Origin of the sequence: Marinobacter sediminum (assembly GCF_023657445.1) — a bacterium.
Lineage (GTDB): Bacteria > Pseudomonadota > Gammaproteobacteria > Pseudomonadales > Oleiphilaceae > Marinobacter > Marinobacter sediminum_A.
In genome coordinates this window covers 2,576,035-2,588,597 of sequence record NZ_JAGTWY010000001.1, presented here as the reverse complement: position 1 = coordinate 2,588,597, position 12,563 = coordinate 2,576,035, and the positions used below count along the sequence as shown (strand labels likewise).

Here is a 12,563-nt window from a genome sequence, read left to right as displayed (position 1 = left end):
AAGACTGGGAACAGATCATCGAAGCCAAGGATGTGGAAAATGACCCACTCTTTGGTGAGCGGGTTCGCGATGAGTTTCGCGAGCTGCGTCACGAGATCGTCAGTTATACCCCGGAACGTTTTGGCGGCCTTGGCCTGAAGCATGAGGCGCGGGTAACCGCACCGCACGAAGCGCAGGAGCTGCTTTCAGTGAGCGGCATGGTGACCTCGTATGGCCAGATCGAAGTGCTCCACGACGTTGATATCAAGATCAACAGCGGTGAGATTGTCTCTCTGGTGGGTGCGAACGGTGCCGGCAAGTCGACGCTGCTGATGACGATTTCAGGTTTGCAGCCGGTCGATCGCGGGAGCGTGACCTTCGAGGGAGACGATCTTGCCAAGGTAGGCGCGGACCTGCGGGTTGGCAGGGGTATCGTGCAGGTGCCTGAGGGCCGGCAGGTGTTCAAGGACCTGAGTGTCCATGACAACCTGTTGCTGGGTGCCTATACCCGTGGCAAAACGCCGGAAGTAATGGATGACCTGGAGCGCATGTACACCAAGTTCCCGATCCTTCGCCAGAAGCGGCACAATCTTGCGGGCGAGCTTTCTGGCGGTCAGCAACAGATGCTGGCAATGGGCCGTGCGCTTATGGCCAAGCCCCGATTGCTCTTGCTTGACGAACCAAGCATGGGCCTCGCACCGCTGATCATCGAAGAGATTTTCAACATCGTGAAGGAGCTGAAGGAAGAGGGCATAACCATCTTCCTGGTTGAGCAGAATGCTTCCCAGGCGCTGGCCCTGGCTGATCGCGGCTATGTGTTGGAAACAGGTCGGGTGGTGATCGAAGGTACCGGCAAGGAACTCCTGAGCAACGAGAAAGTCCGGGAGGCTTACCTGGGTATGTGATTGTCCGGTGGCTATAAAGCACAAATAAAAGGGGGACAGGTCGTTAAACCTGTCCCCCTTTTATTTGCCTGTAACCTTCTCCCTGGGGTCCAAGACAGGGAGAAAGCAGGAAAGCCCGGTGTTACTCGGGCTTTTTGGCAACCAGCGTCAGGATATCGTAGCTCGCAACCATTTCGTCGTTCTGATTGTGAACCTGAACATCCCAGACCACCACACCCTGCGGGTGTCCGTCTGGCGATGTCCGACCCTGATCAATCTTGCGCTTGCAGGTCAGGCGCGCCCGGATGGTGTCTCCCGGGGCGACCGGCTCGATAAAGCGCAGGGTGTCCAGTCCGTAGTTCGCCAGGACCGGGCCTTCGCCCGGATAAACGAACAGGCCGGCCGCTGCGGAAAGCACAAAGTAGCCGTGGGCAATGCGTTTGCCGAACTGGGAGTCCCGCGCCGCGATTTCATCAAAGTGCATGTAGAAGTGATCGCCGGACAGACAACCGAAGTTGACGATGTCCGCCTCGGTGACGGTACGTCGATGCGTCAGCAGGGACTCGTTGATCTGCAGATCCTCGAAATGGCGACGGAACGGATGCACCTCGGTTTCAATCAGATTGGCACCGCGTACGTACTCGCGGGTGACCGCAGCCAGCATGCTTGGGGAGCCCTGGATAGCGGTTCTCTGCAGGTAATGATGAACAGCTCGAATACCGCCCAGCTCTTCACCACCACCGGCACGACCCGGGCCACCATGCTTGAGCATGGGCAGAGGAGAGCCGTGGCCGGTTGATTCCTTGGCCGCTTCCGCGTCCAGCAGATGCAAACGTCCGTGGAAAGCAGCAAGCAGTGGGGCAATCCTGCCGGCAATGGCGGGGTCCCGTGTTGTCAGGGTAGTGACCAGTGAGCCACGACCTTCAGCACACAGAGCGACCGCGTCTTCGATGGTGTCGTAGGGAATCACCGTTGCCACCGGGCCAAAGGCCTCGATGTCGTGTGCGCCACAACCGTTTTCCGGATTCCGGCACAGCAGCACGTGCGGCTCGATGAACGCGCCTTTCTCAGTGCCTTCGCCGGTTGGCTTGAAGCTGCCGTCGCCACCGATGATCAGTTCGCTGGTTTTCAGCAGTTCCTGAATGTTGGCTTTGACATCTTCCAGCTGGTCGGTGGAGGCCAGGGCGCCCATGCGAACGCCTTCAACGGAAGGGTCACCGACGGTAACCTTCGACAACCGCTCCTTGAGTTTGTCGCAAACGGCGTCTACCTGGGTTTTGGGCACCAGAACCCGACGTATCGCGGTACATTTCTGACCGGCTTTTGCCGTCATCTCGCGGCCCACTTCCTTCACAAAGATATCGAACTCTTCGTTCTCGGGGGTCACGTCTGGTGCCAGAATGGCGCTGTTCAGTGAGTCGGCTTCGGCGTTGAACGGAATCGAACGGTTGATGATGTTCGGATGATTCTTGAGTTTGCGGGCCGTTGCGGCGGAGCCGGTGAAGGTCACCACGTCCTGCTCTTCAAGATGGTCGAAGAGGTCGCCGGTGCTGCCGATGATCAGTTGCAGACTGCCTTCAGGCAGGGCACCGGATTCCTGCATCAGGCGAACGGCCAGTTCGGTGACGTAGCAGGTGGAGGTAGCCGGCTTCACAATAGACGGCATGCCCGCCAGGAAGGTGGGGGCGAACTTTTCCAGCATGCCCCATACCGGGAAGTTGTAGGCATCAATGTGAACAGCAACGCCGCCACGAGGCACCAGAATATGGGTGCCGGCAAAATGGTTGTTCTTGCCCAGCGTGGTGACAGGACCTTCGTGTACTACATTGCCCGACGGCAGCTCGCGGCGGCCCATACTGGCGTAGGAGAACAGGGTGCCGAAGCCACCATCGATATCGATGCCGTTGTCACCCTTGCTGGAGCCTGTGTGCATCGAGAGAGCGTAGAGCTCTTTCTTGTGTTCTTGCAGATACATGGCCATGGCTTTCAGGGCAAGGGCGCGCTCCTGGAAATCCATCGCCATCAGGTTCTTGCCACCCACCTTGCGGCCGTATTCGACGGCTTCTTTGAAATCCAGGGTGTCGTCGTGAGTATGGGCTACTATCTCGCCGTTCACGGCGCTGGGCAGAGCCTTGGCGGCTTGCTCGCCGACCCATTGGCCGGCGATGAAACTTTTAAGGACTGACATTGGAAACTCCGTTCGTTTCTGAAAACGCCAAGGCAAGTCCTGCTGCTGCAGGACTTGCCTTTGTCGAGTCATGTTGTTCGGTTATCGGGAAATGGCTTACATCTCGTCGTAGTCGAGAACCACCTTGTCGCTGACCGGATAACACTGGCAGGAGAGCACATAGCCCGCTTCGACTTCGTAGTCTTCCAGCGCAAAGTTCTGGTCCATTTCCACTTCGCCTTCCACCACCTTGGCGCGGCAGGTTGAGCAGACGCCGGCTTTGCAGGAGTAGGGCAGGTCTGCGCCTTCCTCGTTGCCAGCCTCAAGGATGCTCCTGGTGTCGCGTACCAGAGGGAAGGTTAGCGAACGGCCATCGGCGATCACTGTGACCTCACTGACGGACTGAGGATCGACCTTGGTGTCTGCGCGGTCCTTACGGGCCTGGGGCACACCATTGGCCGGAGTGAACAGCTCATAATGGACCTTGCTCTTGTCCATACCGTGGCGAGTCAGCGAGTCGCGAACGGTCTCGGTCATCAGCTGAGGGCCACAGATGAAAGCAGCAGTCAGCTCTTTGGCGTTGATCCAGTGATCGAACAGGGCATCACACTTTTCGTTATCGATGCGCCCGTTGTACAGGTCGATGTCCTGGTCTTCCCGGGTGAAGATGTAGACCAGGTTGAAGCGGGACATATACTCGTTCTTCAGGTCCTGCAGTTCGTCCCGGAACATCGTGCTGCTTGTTGCCTTGTTGCCATAGAACAAAGTGACTTCGCTCTTGGGCTCGGTTTCCAGCGTGGTCTTGATAATGGACAGGATCGGTGTGATACCGCTACCTGCAGCGACCGCGAGATAGTTGCCTTCACGCTCCGGGTCCAGATCCACAGAGAAGTGGCCCTGGGGCGGCATGACTTCCAGAGTTTCCCCTGGCTGGAGCTGCTCATTGGCAAATGTTGAGAAGGCTCCGCCCGGTACCTTTTTGATGGCAATCCGGAGGTCATGATCATTCACGCTGGTGCAGATCGAGTAGGAACGGCGCACTTCCTCGCCGTTCATTTTCGTTCTGACAACGAGGTGCTGCCCCTGCTTGTAGGCAAACTTGTCCGCCAGGTCGTCTGGCAGATCGAAAGACAGTGATACGGCGTTTCTTGTTTCAGGTCTGACCTCTTTGAGGGTCAGTGAGTAGAATTTATTCATGATCGTATCGACTCTAGATGCATTTGAAATAGTCGAAGGGCTCAAGGCATTCCTTGCAGCGATAAAGCGCTTTGCATGCGGTTGATCCGAACTCGCTTACCCGTTCAGTGTCCTGGCTGCCACAGTTTGGGCAGGCAATCACTTCAGGTTCGCCGAGCAGGCTCATCTTGCTGGAGCTGCCCTGAGGCGGCGCGATGCCGAATTTGCGAAGCTTCTCTTTACCTTCGTCTGTAATCCAGTCGGTGGTCCAGGCGGGGGTCAGCACCTGATTGATTTTCGGATTCCGGAACCCTGCGGCCCGCAGGGCTTCTTCAATCAGTTCTTCAATCAGTTCGGTAGCAGGGCAGCCAGAGTAAGTCGGCGTGACGTCGATGGCTAACTCTTTTCCGTCCCATCGAACCGCTCGAACGATGCCGAGTTCCACGACACTTACCGCCGGAACTTCGGGGTCTTTGACTTCCTCAAGGAGTGCCCAGATATCTTCTTCTGTCAGCAGATCGGGGCGAGCGTTGGCCGGCACCCGATCACTGGCAATGAGGATATCTACCGCTGACCTTGCGTCTGAATCACCATGTTGTGGCATCGGGATAGGCCCTCTGCAGAAACTGCATTTCCGCCAGAATGAAACCGAGGTGTTCGGTGTGTTCGCCGTGCTTGCCGCCCATGTACATCCAGGCATCTTCAGCGCCGGGCGTCAGGGTAGCCTGGGTAAGCACTTCAGTTACCAAACCACGCCAGTCTGCCTTGAGCTGGTCCGGATCCGGGCCAATACCAGCCTCAGCCATCAGACGATCGGTGTCGTCCGGGGTGGTCAGTTCACCCGTAAAGCGCCACAGGATGTCGACAGCATCCTGCATGCGGCGGTGGCTCTCCTCGGTGCCGTCGCCCAGTCGCTTCACCCACTCCGATGAGCGACGCAGGTGATAGGTGGCTTCCTTCAGAGCTTTAGCTGCGATTCCCGCAACGCGTTCGTCACTGGATTCGGTCAGGCTCTTGAGGGTGAAGTAATGCCAGGCATCGAAAAAGAACTGGCGGCCCATGGTTACGGCATAGTCTTCATTCGGCTGTTCCGTGAGGAGCAGGTTCCGGTAGTCATGGGTATCCCGGCGAAAAGCCAGCTTGTCGGCATCGCGGCCATCATCAATCAGCTCGGCCGCATACTCGTACCAGTTGCGCGCCTGGCCAACGAGATCAAGCGCGACGTTCATCAGCGCCATCTCTTCCTCAATCGCCGGTGCCTTGCCGCATAGCTCGCTGAGACGCTGTCCGAGAATCATGTCGGAGTCTGCCAGACGAAGCAGGTATTCCTTGAAAGCTTCTGTTTGTGTCATCGGTATCACTCCTTTACATGTGTCCGACTTCGTCGGGCAACTTGTAGAAAGAGGCGTGCCGGTACACCTTGTCTTCTGATGGATCGAACAGAACTTCTTTCTCATCAGACGCGGAGGCTGTGATGGTATCGGATGGCACAACCCAGATGCTCACACCTTCGCTACGGCGGGTGTACAGGTCACGGGCATTTTCCATGGCCATTTCAGCATCAGAGGCATGAACGCTACCCACATGTTTGTGGTTCAGACCGTGCTTGCTACGTACGAAAACTTCGTAAAGACGCCATTCAGACATGTTGTATTCCTCCGATATCAGGCGGCTGCTGCGCGCTGTTTTTGTTTTTTGGCATAGGCGACCGCCGCATCGCGAACCCAGGCGCCTTCGTCAATTGCTTTCTTGCGAGTATTGATGCGCTCTCGGTTACACGGGCCATTGCCCTTGAGAACGTCATAAAATTCCTGCCAGTTGATCTCACCGAACTCGTAGTGGCCGGTTTCTTCATTCCATTTCAGGTCCGGATCCGGCGCAGTGCATCCCAGGAATTCAAGTTGTGGGATGGTCTGGTCGATGAACATCTGGCGCAGTTCGTCGTTACTCTTGCGCTTGATCTTCCACGCCATAGACTGCTGGGAGTTGGGAGATTCGTCGTCGTGCGGGCCGAACATCATCAGGGCCGGCCACCACAGACGGTTGATCGCGTCCTGTACCATTTCTTTCTGCTCGTCGGTACCTTCACGCATCATATCCAGCAGGATCTGGTAGCCCTGGCGCTGGTGGAAGCTCTCTTCCTTGCAGATGCGGATCATGGCGCGGGAATAGGGGCCATAAGAGGTCCGCTGCAGTACAACCTGGTTCACAATGGCAGCACCGTCGACCAGCCAGCCGACCGCACCCATATCGGCCCAGTTCAGCGTCGGGTAATTAAAGATGCTGGAGTACTTGGCCTTGCCCTGATGCAGCTTTTCGATCTCATCATCGCGGTCAGCGCCGAGGGTTTCCATTGCGCTGTATAGATAAAGCCCGTGCCCTGCTTCGTCCTGGATCTTGGCCATCAGCTGCAGTTTGCGCTTGAGGGTTGGCGCGCGCGTTACCCAATTGCCTTCCGGCAGCATACCGACAACCTCGGAATGGGCGTGCTGGGAAATCTGGCGAACGAGGGTCTTCCGGTAGCCTTCCGGCATCCAGTTTTTGGGTTCGATCTTTGTTTCGGCGTCTACCTTTTCCTGGAAAGTGCGCTCTTCAGGCGACATCTCTTCCAGCGTTTTAAGGCGTTTTGCGCCGGTTTCAACGAGCTGGGCGTACATACAATACCTCCGGTTCGGGCTTGTTGTTCTCTTGTTCCGTAAACACGATGCCCCCCAGCAAATACTAAAGGGCGATTGGTTTCATATTATATGATACTGAATAAATATCAAGGACTGTCTTTGTGTGTCATGTCGAGTGTCAGTCTTTGCTATAAACTACTCATCTATATGATATATGGGCAAAAAATGATCTCAGGGTATGATTTTTAAAGTAACTGGAAATAAGCAAATCAAAAAATAAAACTAAATGGTTGGCCCGGAGAGGGTGGTGCAACCGGAATCTTGCCGGTTGCACCACGATCCTGATGGACCTTACTGCTTGCGTCGATCAAAGACCCTTTTCGCCTTGCCTTCAGAGCGTGCCAGGCGGTTTGCCTCGACAACCTGAATGCGGGTGCTGATGCCGATATAGGATTTGATGTGGTGAGCCAGCTCTTTGGCTGCTGCTGCCTTGTTTTCCTCGCTGTCTGACGCTTCCGGCTTGAGCTCTGTCCGGATGTCGACGCAGTCCAGGTTGCCCTCTTTGTAGACCTCAATCTCATAGTGGGGTGACAGGGCTTCACACTTGAGCACCTGCTCTTCAATCTGGCTTGGGAACACGTTGACCCCGCGGATAATCAGCATGTCATCGCTGCGGCCGGTGATCTTGTCGATGCGCCGCATCGGACGTGCGGTCCCTGGCAACAGACGGGTCAGGTCGCGGGTGCGGTAGCGCAGGATAGGCAGCGCCACCTTGCTGAGTGAGGTGAAAACCAGTTCACCGTATTCACCGTCGGGCAGGGCTTCACCTGTGGCGGGGTCAATAATCTCCGGATAGAAGTGATCTTCCCAGATGGTGGGACCGTCTTTGGTCTCAATGCACTCCATACCGACGCCCGGCCCCATAACTTCGGAGAGCCCGTAGATATCGAGGGCCTGAATGCCAAGCCGCTCTTCCAGTTCGGTACGCATACTGTTGGTCCAGGGCTCAGCACCAAAAATGCCGATGCGCAATGGCAGCTTGTGGGGATCAACTCCCTGGCGCTCCATCTCATCAGCAATATTGAGCATGTAGGACGGGGTGACCATGATGATGTCCGGCTGGAAATCGCTGATCAGCTGAACCTGCTTTTCAGTCTGCCCGCCGGACATGGGGATCACGGTACAGCCAAGACGCTCGGCCCCGTAATGGGCTCCGAGCCCGCCAGTGAACAGGCCGTAACCGTAGGCTACGTGGACCTTGTCACCCCGGGAGCCACCACCGGCTCGAATGGATCGGGCAACAATATCGGCCCAGTTATCGATATCACTCTGGGTGTAGCCCACTACGGTGGGCTTGCCGGTTGTGCCGCTGGAGGCGTGAACGCGGACAACCTGGTCCATTGGGGTGGCAAACATGCCAAACGGGTAGTTGTCCCGCAGGTCGCTTTTGGTTGTGAACGGCACCTTGGCCAGATCGTCGAGCGAGTTGATGTCCATCGGCTTCAGGCCGATGTCATCAAAGGCCTTGCGATAGAACGGCACGTTGGTATATGCATGGACCACGCTCCAGCGCAGGCGCTGCAACTGCTCATGGCGGAGCTCGTCAATGCTGGCGGTCTCCATTCGGTCAAGTTTGCCAAGTTTCTGTAACGGTAAGCTCATAAAAAGTGTCCTGCTTGTTTTTGTGCTTGACGGGGGCGTTGCCACTGTTCGTTCAGACAGCGCTGTCCACCCGCTCAATAATCAGTGCGATACCCTGTCCAACGCCGATGCACATGGTACACAGTGCATAACGGGCCTTTTGGCCTTCGTTGTGGCGACGCTCGAGCTCATTCAATGCAGTTGTGATCAGGCGGGCGCCACTCATGCCCAGAGGATGACCAAGTGCGATAGCGCCGCCGTTCGGGTTGACGTGCTCCGCATCGTCCGGCAGCCCCAGGTCGCGTGTGACTGCCAGTGCCTGCGCCGCGAACGCCTCATTCAGCTCGATCACATCCATATCACCCAGTTCCAGTCCCGCGGTTTTCAGTACCTTGCGGGCTGCTGGTGCCGGGCCGAAGCCCATGATGCGGGGTTCGACCCCTGCCGTGGACATGGCAACTACCCGTGCCCGGGGCTTAAGGTTGTATTGGGTCATCGCGTCTGCGTTGGCCAGCAGCAGTGCGCAGGCACCGTCATTGACGCCGGAGGCATTACCTGCAGTCACGGTCCCATTCTCACGGAAAGGTGTTGGCAGCGAGGCCAGCTTTTCCAGACTGGTTTCCCGAGGATGCTCATCGGTATCGACGACCAGCGGATCCTGTTTGCGGCGTGGCACAGAGACCGGGGTGATCTCATTGGCAAAGCGACCGGCGGCCTGGGCGGCGGCGGTCCGTTGCTGGCTGCGCAAGGCAAATGCGTCCTGATCTTCTCGTGATATACCAAAGTCCGCCGCAACGTTTTCGGCCGTCTCGGGCATGGAGTCGATACCGTATTGCTTTTTCAGTACCGGGTTGACGAAACGCCAGCCAATGGTGGTGTCAAAAATCTCCGCCTTGCGGCTGAATGGGCTTTCGGATTTGCCCATCACGAAGGGCGCACGCGACATGGATTCGACGCCGCCCGCAAGCATCAGGCTGGTTTCGCCGGTACGGATAGCCCGAGCGGCGCTGCCAACTGCATCCATGCCGGAGCCACAAAGGCGGTTGATGGTGCTGCCGGGAACGTCCACCGGAAGGCCTGCCAGCAGAAGTGACATCCGGGCCACATCCCGATTGTCTTCGCCGGCCTGGTTGGCGCAGCCGTACAGAACATCGTCGATCTTCGACCAGTCGAGATCCGGGTGACGCTCCATCAGTGCCTTCATCGGGATGGCGCCGAGATCATCTGCCCGCACAGCGGACAGTGCTCCGCCATAACGGCCAACGGGCGTGCGGATTGCATCGACAATGTAGGCGTCTTGCAAACGGTTACCTGCACTCATGTATTTTCCTCCGAATTAATGACAGGGCCGCGGACCTGGTAGGACTTGCCCCTGAACAGGGCCACAGTGCGGCCATCCTGATTGGTTATGGTAACGTCGTAGACGCCGGTCCTGCCGCCGCGGGATTGTTCCTCGGCTGTTGCAGTCAGCACGTCCCCTGCTTTTGCACCGGCCATGTAGTCAATGCTGCAGCCTGATGCAACCGTGGCCTTGTCGTAGGAGTTGCAGCTGAAGGCGAACGCAGAATCGGCAAGTGTGAAAAGATAGCCACCATGGCAAGAACCGTGTCCCTGGATCATGTCCTCGGATACGGTCATGGTCAGTACCGCTTTGCCGGGGGCGACCGAAACGATCTCCATGCCCAGCTTCTGGCTTGCCTGGTCGCGGGCAAACATTGCCTCGGCGCACTGTTCCGCGAGTTTTTGCGGGTTGGTGTCCGTCATGCGTAAAACCCCTTCTCGGCATAATGGTTTTTCCGGAGCAGCAGGGCCGGGCGATAACGGTCCTCTTCGTAGCTGCCCTGAATATTTTTCAGTACCTGGAATACCCGGCCGTTACCGAGCCGGTCGCTCCAGCTCAGCGGGCCCTCTGGATAATTCAGCCCGGCTTTCATGGCCAGGTCGATATCGGCCTTGGTAGCCACGCCATGCAGTGCTGCGTCGGCGGCTTCGTTGGCGAGCATGGCAACGGTGCGCATAACCACCAGACCGGGTCGGTCTTCAATCAGGCTCACAGCAATGCCTGCTTTTTGCAGTAAAGCACAGGCATCGGAAACTGCCTTGTCGGACGCCTGGTCAGCGACGGATACCGCAAGTCGTGTTGCCTTGCTGAAATCAAAAGCAAGGTCAAACAGCACCAGGTTATATGCGCCTTCCGAGCGGGCGCGCTCGGTAGCCATGCAGCCATCGGTGAGGGCCAGTACAGCCTCGCCGAACCGGAGCTGACCGGGGCCGGCTCTTTCAATGATTTCAAGGCCGGCCTCGCGGAAGCGATCAACCAATGCTGCGGCTGGCCCCATCTCGCCTTCGACAATCAGCTGATTGTCGTCGCTCTGGCACGCAGGCTCTGTTTTGGGCTCGGGGCGTTGGCTGCCTTCGGCATAGCTGTAGAAACCCTGGCCACTCTTGCGGCCAAGGCGTCCGGCCTCAACCAGTTCTTTCTGAATCAGTGACGGCAGAAAGCGGGTGTCCTGATAATAGGAATTGAATACTGAATTCGTTACCGCGTAGTTGACGTCATGACCGATGAGATCAGTCAGTTCAAAGGGCCCCATCCGGAAATTACCGGCTTCCCGGAGGACGGCATCCAGCGTCGCCGCGTCGGTGGCCTGTTCCTGAAGCAGTCGCAGGCTCTCGGCATAGAAGGGCCGGGCGACCCGGTTAACAATAAAGCCCGGCGTGGAGGTTGCGAATACCGGCTTCTTGCCCCAGTTTGTTGCGGTGGCGTGCACGGTTTCGGCAACGGCGTTATCGGTTGCCAGCCCTTTGACAACTTCAACCAGCGCCATCAACGGAGCCGGATTGAAGAAGTGCATTCCGACCAGGCGTTCCGGGTTGCGAAGTTTGGCGCCAAGGGCGGTCACAGAAATGGACGAGGTGTTGGTGGCAAGGATGGTCGCCTTGTCGCACAGCTCCTCAAGGTCAGCGAGCAGTCCACGTTTGATCTCAAGGTCCTCGATAATAGCCTCAATGACCATGCCGCTCTCAGCCAGCTCGGAAAGCGCACTGACCGGATGAATCCGGCCAATGATGGCGTCGACAGCCTGTTGTTCCATCTTGCCCTTGTCGACCCGACGCTGCAGCTGTTTTGCAACGCCGTCCCGGCCGGTGGCAGCCGCGCCTTCACGCTGGTCGTGAAGGTAGACTTTATGACCCGCCTGAGCGGCAACCTGGGCAATGCCGGCGCCCATGGCACCGGCGCCGATGACGGCAATTGTGGTCTGGGTATCAAGTGCCTGCATCGCTTACTTCCCCTTGAATGTCGGAGTGCGTTTCTCCATGAAGGCTGCCACGCCTTCGCGGTAATCCTCGGACCGACCCGCCATGCGCTGGAGGTCCCGCTCTAGGTTGAGCTGCTCCTCAAAGGTATTGCTGGCACTGGCGTGCAGCGCGCGCTTGATCAGGGCAAGCCCCTTGGTGGGCTGGCTGGCAAAGTGTTTTGCCAGCTTCATGGTTTCTTCCATCAGCGCCTCGTTATCGACGCAGCGCCAGATCATGCCCCAGCTCTCGGCCTGCTCGGCTCCGATCTTGTCTCCCAGCAGGGCCATGCCTTTGGCTCGTGCCATGCCGGCGACCCGGGGCAAGGTCCAGGTGCCGCCGGAATCGGGGACCAGGCCAAGCTTGCAGAATGCCTGCACAAAGCTGGCGGAACGTGCGGCAAGTGTTATGTCGCAGGCCAGCGCAATGTTTGCGCCGGCGCCGGCGGCAACGCCATTTACGGCACACAGGACGGGCATTGGCAGGTCTCGCAGACTGCGCATCAGCGGGTTGTAGTATTTTTCCAGTGACTCGCCGAGATCAGGCGCCTCCTGGCCCGGGGCAACGCTTCGGTCAGACAGATCCTGACCGGCGCAGAAGCCCCGACCGGCACCGGTAATCACCAGTACCCGAACAGAGCTGTCTTTGCGGACCTTGCTGACAGCATCCCGCATCTGCTCATGCATCTCGACATTGAAACTGTTGAGGTTGTCGGGGCGGTTGAGGGTAAGCATAGCCACACCCTGATCGATTTCGAGAAGAATGCTCGGCTGAGTCATGGCGTTGTCCTATAGGTAAAAT

At 57.6% G+C, this 12,563-nt stretch carries 12 protein-coding genes; 1 reads left to right on the top strand and 11 read right to left on the bottom strand.

Going from position 1 to position 12,563, the window contains the following annotated elements; genetic code table 11:
- The first annotated feature begins 179 nt into the window (after positions 1–179).
- Positions 180–884 carry an ABC transporter ATP-binding protein gene (locus KFJ24_RS12295; RefSeq protein WP_250832634.1) on the top strand — a complete coding sequence of 235 codons (705 nt, stop codon included), beginning with the start codon at positions 180–182 and terminating at the stop codon, positions 882–884.
- Between the two features lie 121 nt (positions 885–1,005).
- On the opposite strand, the gene paaZ is transcribed toward KFJ24_RS12295, so the two are convergent.
- The 11 genes from paaZ to paaG all read right to left on the bottom strand — a co-directional run bounded on the left by paaZ (position 1,006) and on the right by paaG (position 12,541).
- Positions 1,006–3,051, bottom strand: a complete 2,046-nt coding sequence (paaZ, locus tag KFJ24_RS12290; protein ID WP_250831388.1) for a phenylacetic acid degradation bifunctional protein PaaZ — start codon at positions 3,049–3,051, stop codon at positions 1,006–1,008.
- Between the two features lie 96 nt (positions 3,052–3,147).
- The gene (paaE, locus tag KFJ24_RS12285) at positions 3,148–4,227 is read right to left on the bottom strand and encodes a 1,2-phenylacetyl-CoA epoxidase subunit PaaE (protein ID WP_250831387.1); all 1,080 of its coding nucleotides are present in this window, start codon (positions 4,225–4,227) and stop codon (positions 3,148–3,150) included.
- A 13-nt stretch (positions 4,228–4,240) separates the two neighbouring features.
- The gene (gene paaD / locus KFJ24_RS12280) at positions 4,241–4,810 is read right to left on the bottom strand and encodes a 1,2-phenylacetyl-CoA epoxidase subunit PaaD (protein WP_250831386.1); all 570 of its coding nucleotides are present in this window, start codon (positions 4,808–4,810) and stop codon (positions 4,241–4,243) included.
- Positions 4,794–5,558 carry a 1,2-phenylacetyl-CoA epoxidase subunit PaaC gene (paaC, locus tag KFJ24_RS12275; protein ID WP_250831385.1) on the bottom strand — a complete coding sequence of 255 codons (765 nt, stop codon included), beginning with the start codon at positions 5,556–5,558 and terminating at the stop codon, positions 4,794–4,796. Before paaC ends, paaD begins: the two co-directional genes overlap by 17 nt.
- Before the next feature lie 13 nt (positions 5,559–5,571).
- Positions 5,572–5,853 carry a 1,2-phenylacetyl-CoA epoxidase subunit PaaB gene (gene paaB, locus KFJ24_RS12270; RefSeq protein ID WP_088827364.1) on the bottom strand — a complete coding sequence of 94 codons (282 nt, stop codon included), beginning with the start codon at positions 5,851–5,853 and terminating at the stop codon, positions 5,572–5,574.
- 17 nt (positions 5,854–5,870) lie between these two features.
- Positions 5,871–6,863 carry a 1,2-phenylacetyl-CoA epoxidase subunit PaaA gene (gene paaA, locus KFJ24_RS12265; protein ID WP_250831384.1) on the bottom strand — a complete coding sequence of 331 codons (993 nt, stop codon included), beginning with the start codon at positions 6,861–6,863 and terminating at the stop codon, positions 5,871–5,873.
- A 312-nt stretch (positions 6,864–7,175) separates the two neighbouring features.
- A complete protein-coding gene (paaK, locus tag KFJ24_RS12260; RefSeq protein WP_250831383.1) occupies positions 7,176–8,486 on the bottom strand; it encodes a phenylacetate--CoA ligase PaaK in 1,311 nt (436 codons plus the stop codon).
- Between the two features lie 52 nt (positions 8,487–8,538).
- A complete protein-coding gene (gene pcaF / locus KFJ24_RS12255) occupies positions 8,539–9,786 on the bottom strand; it encodes a 3-oxoadipyl-CoA thiolase (protein ID WP_434968009.1) in 1,248 nt (415 codons plus the stop codon).
- Positions 9,783–10,229: a hydroxyphenylacetyl-CoA thioesterase PaaI gene (gene paaI, locus KFJ24_RS12250; RefSeq protein WP_250831382.1), complete on the bottom strand. Its 447-nt coding sequence runs from the start codon at positions 10,227–10,229 to the stop codon at positions 9,783–9,785. The genes pcaF and paaI overlap by 4 nt, the downstream gene beginning before the upstream one ends.
- The gene (paaH, locus tag KFJ24_RS12245) at positions 10,226–11,746 is read right to left on the bottom strand and encodes a 3-hydroxyacyl-CoA dehydrogenase PaaH (RefSeq protein ID WP_250831381.1); all 1,521 of its coding nucleotides are present in this window, start codon (positions 11,744–11,746) and stop codon (positions 10,226–10,228) included. Before paaH ends, paaI begins: the two co-directional genes overlap by 4 nt.
- A 3-nt stretch (positions 11,747–11,749) precedes the next feature.
- Positions 11,750–12,541, bottom strand: coding sequence for a 2-(1,2-epoxy-1,2-dihydrophenyl)acetyl-CoA isomerase PaaG (paaG, locus tag KFJ24_RS12240; RefSeq protein WP_250831380.1), 792 nt, complete (start codon positions 12,539–12,541; stop codon positions 11,750–11,752).
- Positions 12,542–12,563 lie beyond the last annotated feature (22 nt).

What these genes read in the sequence shown, in the direction of transcription:
- paaZ (WP_250831388.1), bottom strand. Translation starts at nt 3,051, where the DNA reads ATGTCAGTCCTTAAAAGTTTCATCGCCGGCCAATGGGTCGGCGAGCAA.
- paaE (WP_250831387.1), bottom strand. Translation starts at nt 4,227, where the DNA reads ATGAATAAATTCTACTCACTGACCCTCAAAGAGGTCAGACCTGAAACA.
- paaD (WP_250831386.1), bottom strand. Translation starts at nt 4,810, where the DNA reads ATGCCACAACATGGTGATTCAGACGCAAGGTCAGCGGTAGATATCCTC.
- paaC (WP_250831385.1), bottom strand. Translation starts at nt 5,558, where the DNA reads ATGACACAAACAGAAGCTTTCAAGGAATACCTGCTTCGTCTGGCAGAC.
- paaB (WP_088827364.1), bottom strand. Translation starts at nt 5,853, where the DNA reads ATGTCTGAATGGCGTCTTTACGAAGTTTTCGTACGTAGCAAGCACGGT.
- paaA (WP_250831384.1), bottom strand. Translation starts at nt 6,863, where the DNA reads ATGTACGCCCAGCTCGTTGAAACCGGCGCAAAACGCCTTAAAACGCTG.
- paaK (WP_250831383.1), bottom strand. Translation starts at nt 8,486, where the DNA reads ATGAGCTTACCGTTACAGAAACTTGGCAAACTTGACCGAATGGAGACC.
- pcaF (WP_434968009.1), bottom strand. Translation starts at nt 9,786, where the DNA reads ATGAGTGCAGGTAACCGTTTGCAAGACGCCTACATTGTCGATGCAATC.
- paaI (WP_250831382.1), bottom strand. Translation starts at nt 10,229, where the DNA reads ATGACGGACACCAACCCGCAAAAACTCGCGGAACAGTGCGCCGAGGCA.
- paaH (WP_250831381.1), bottom strand. Translation starts at nt 11,746, where the DNA reads ATGCAGGCACTTGATACCCAGACCACAATTGCCGTCATCGGCGCCGGT.
- paaG (WP_250831380.1), bottom strand. Translation starts at nt 12,541, where the DNA reads ATGACTCAGCCGAGCATTCTTCTCGAAATCGATCAGGGTGTGGCTATG.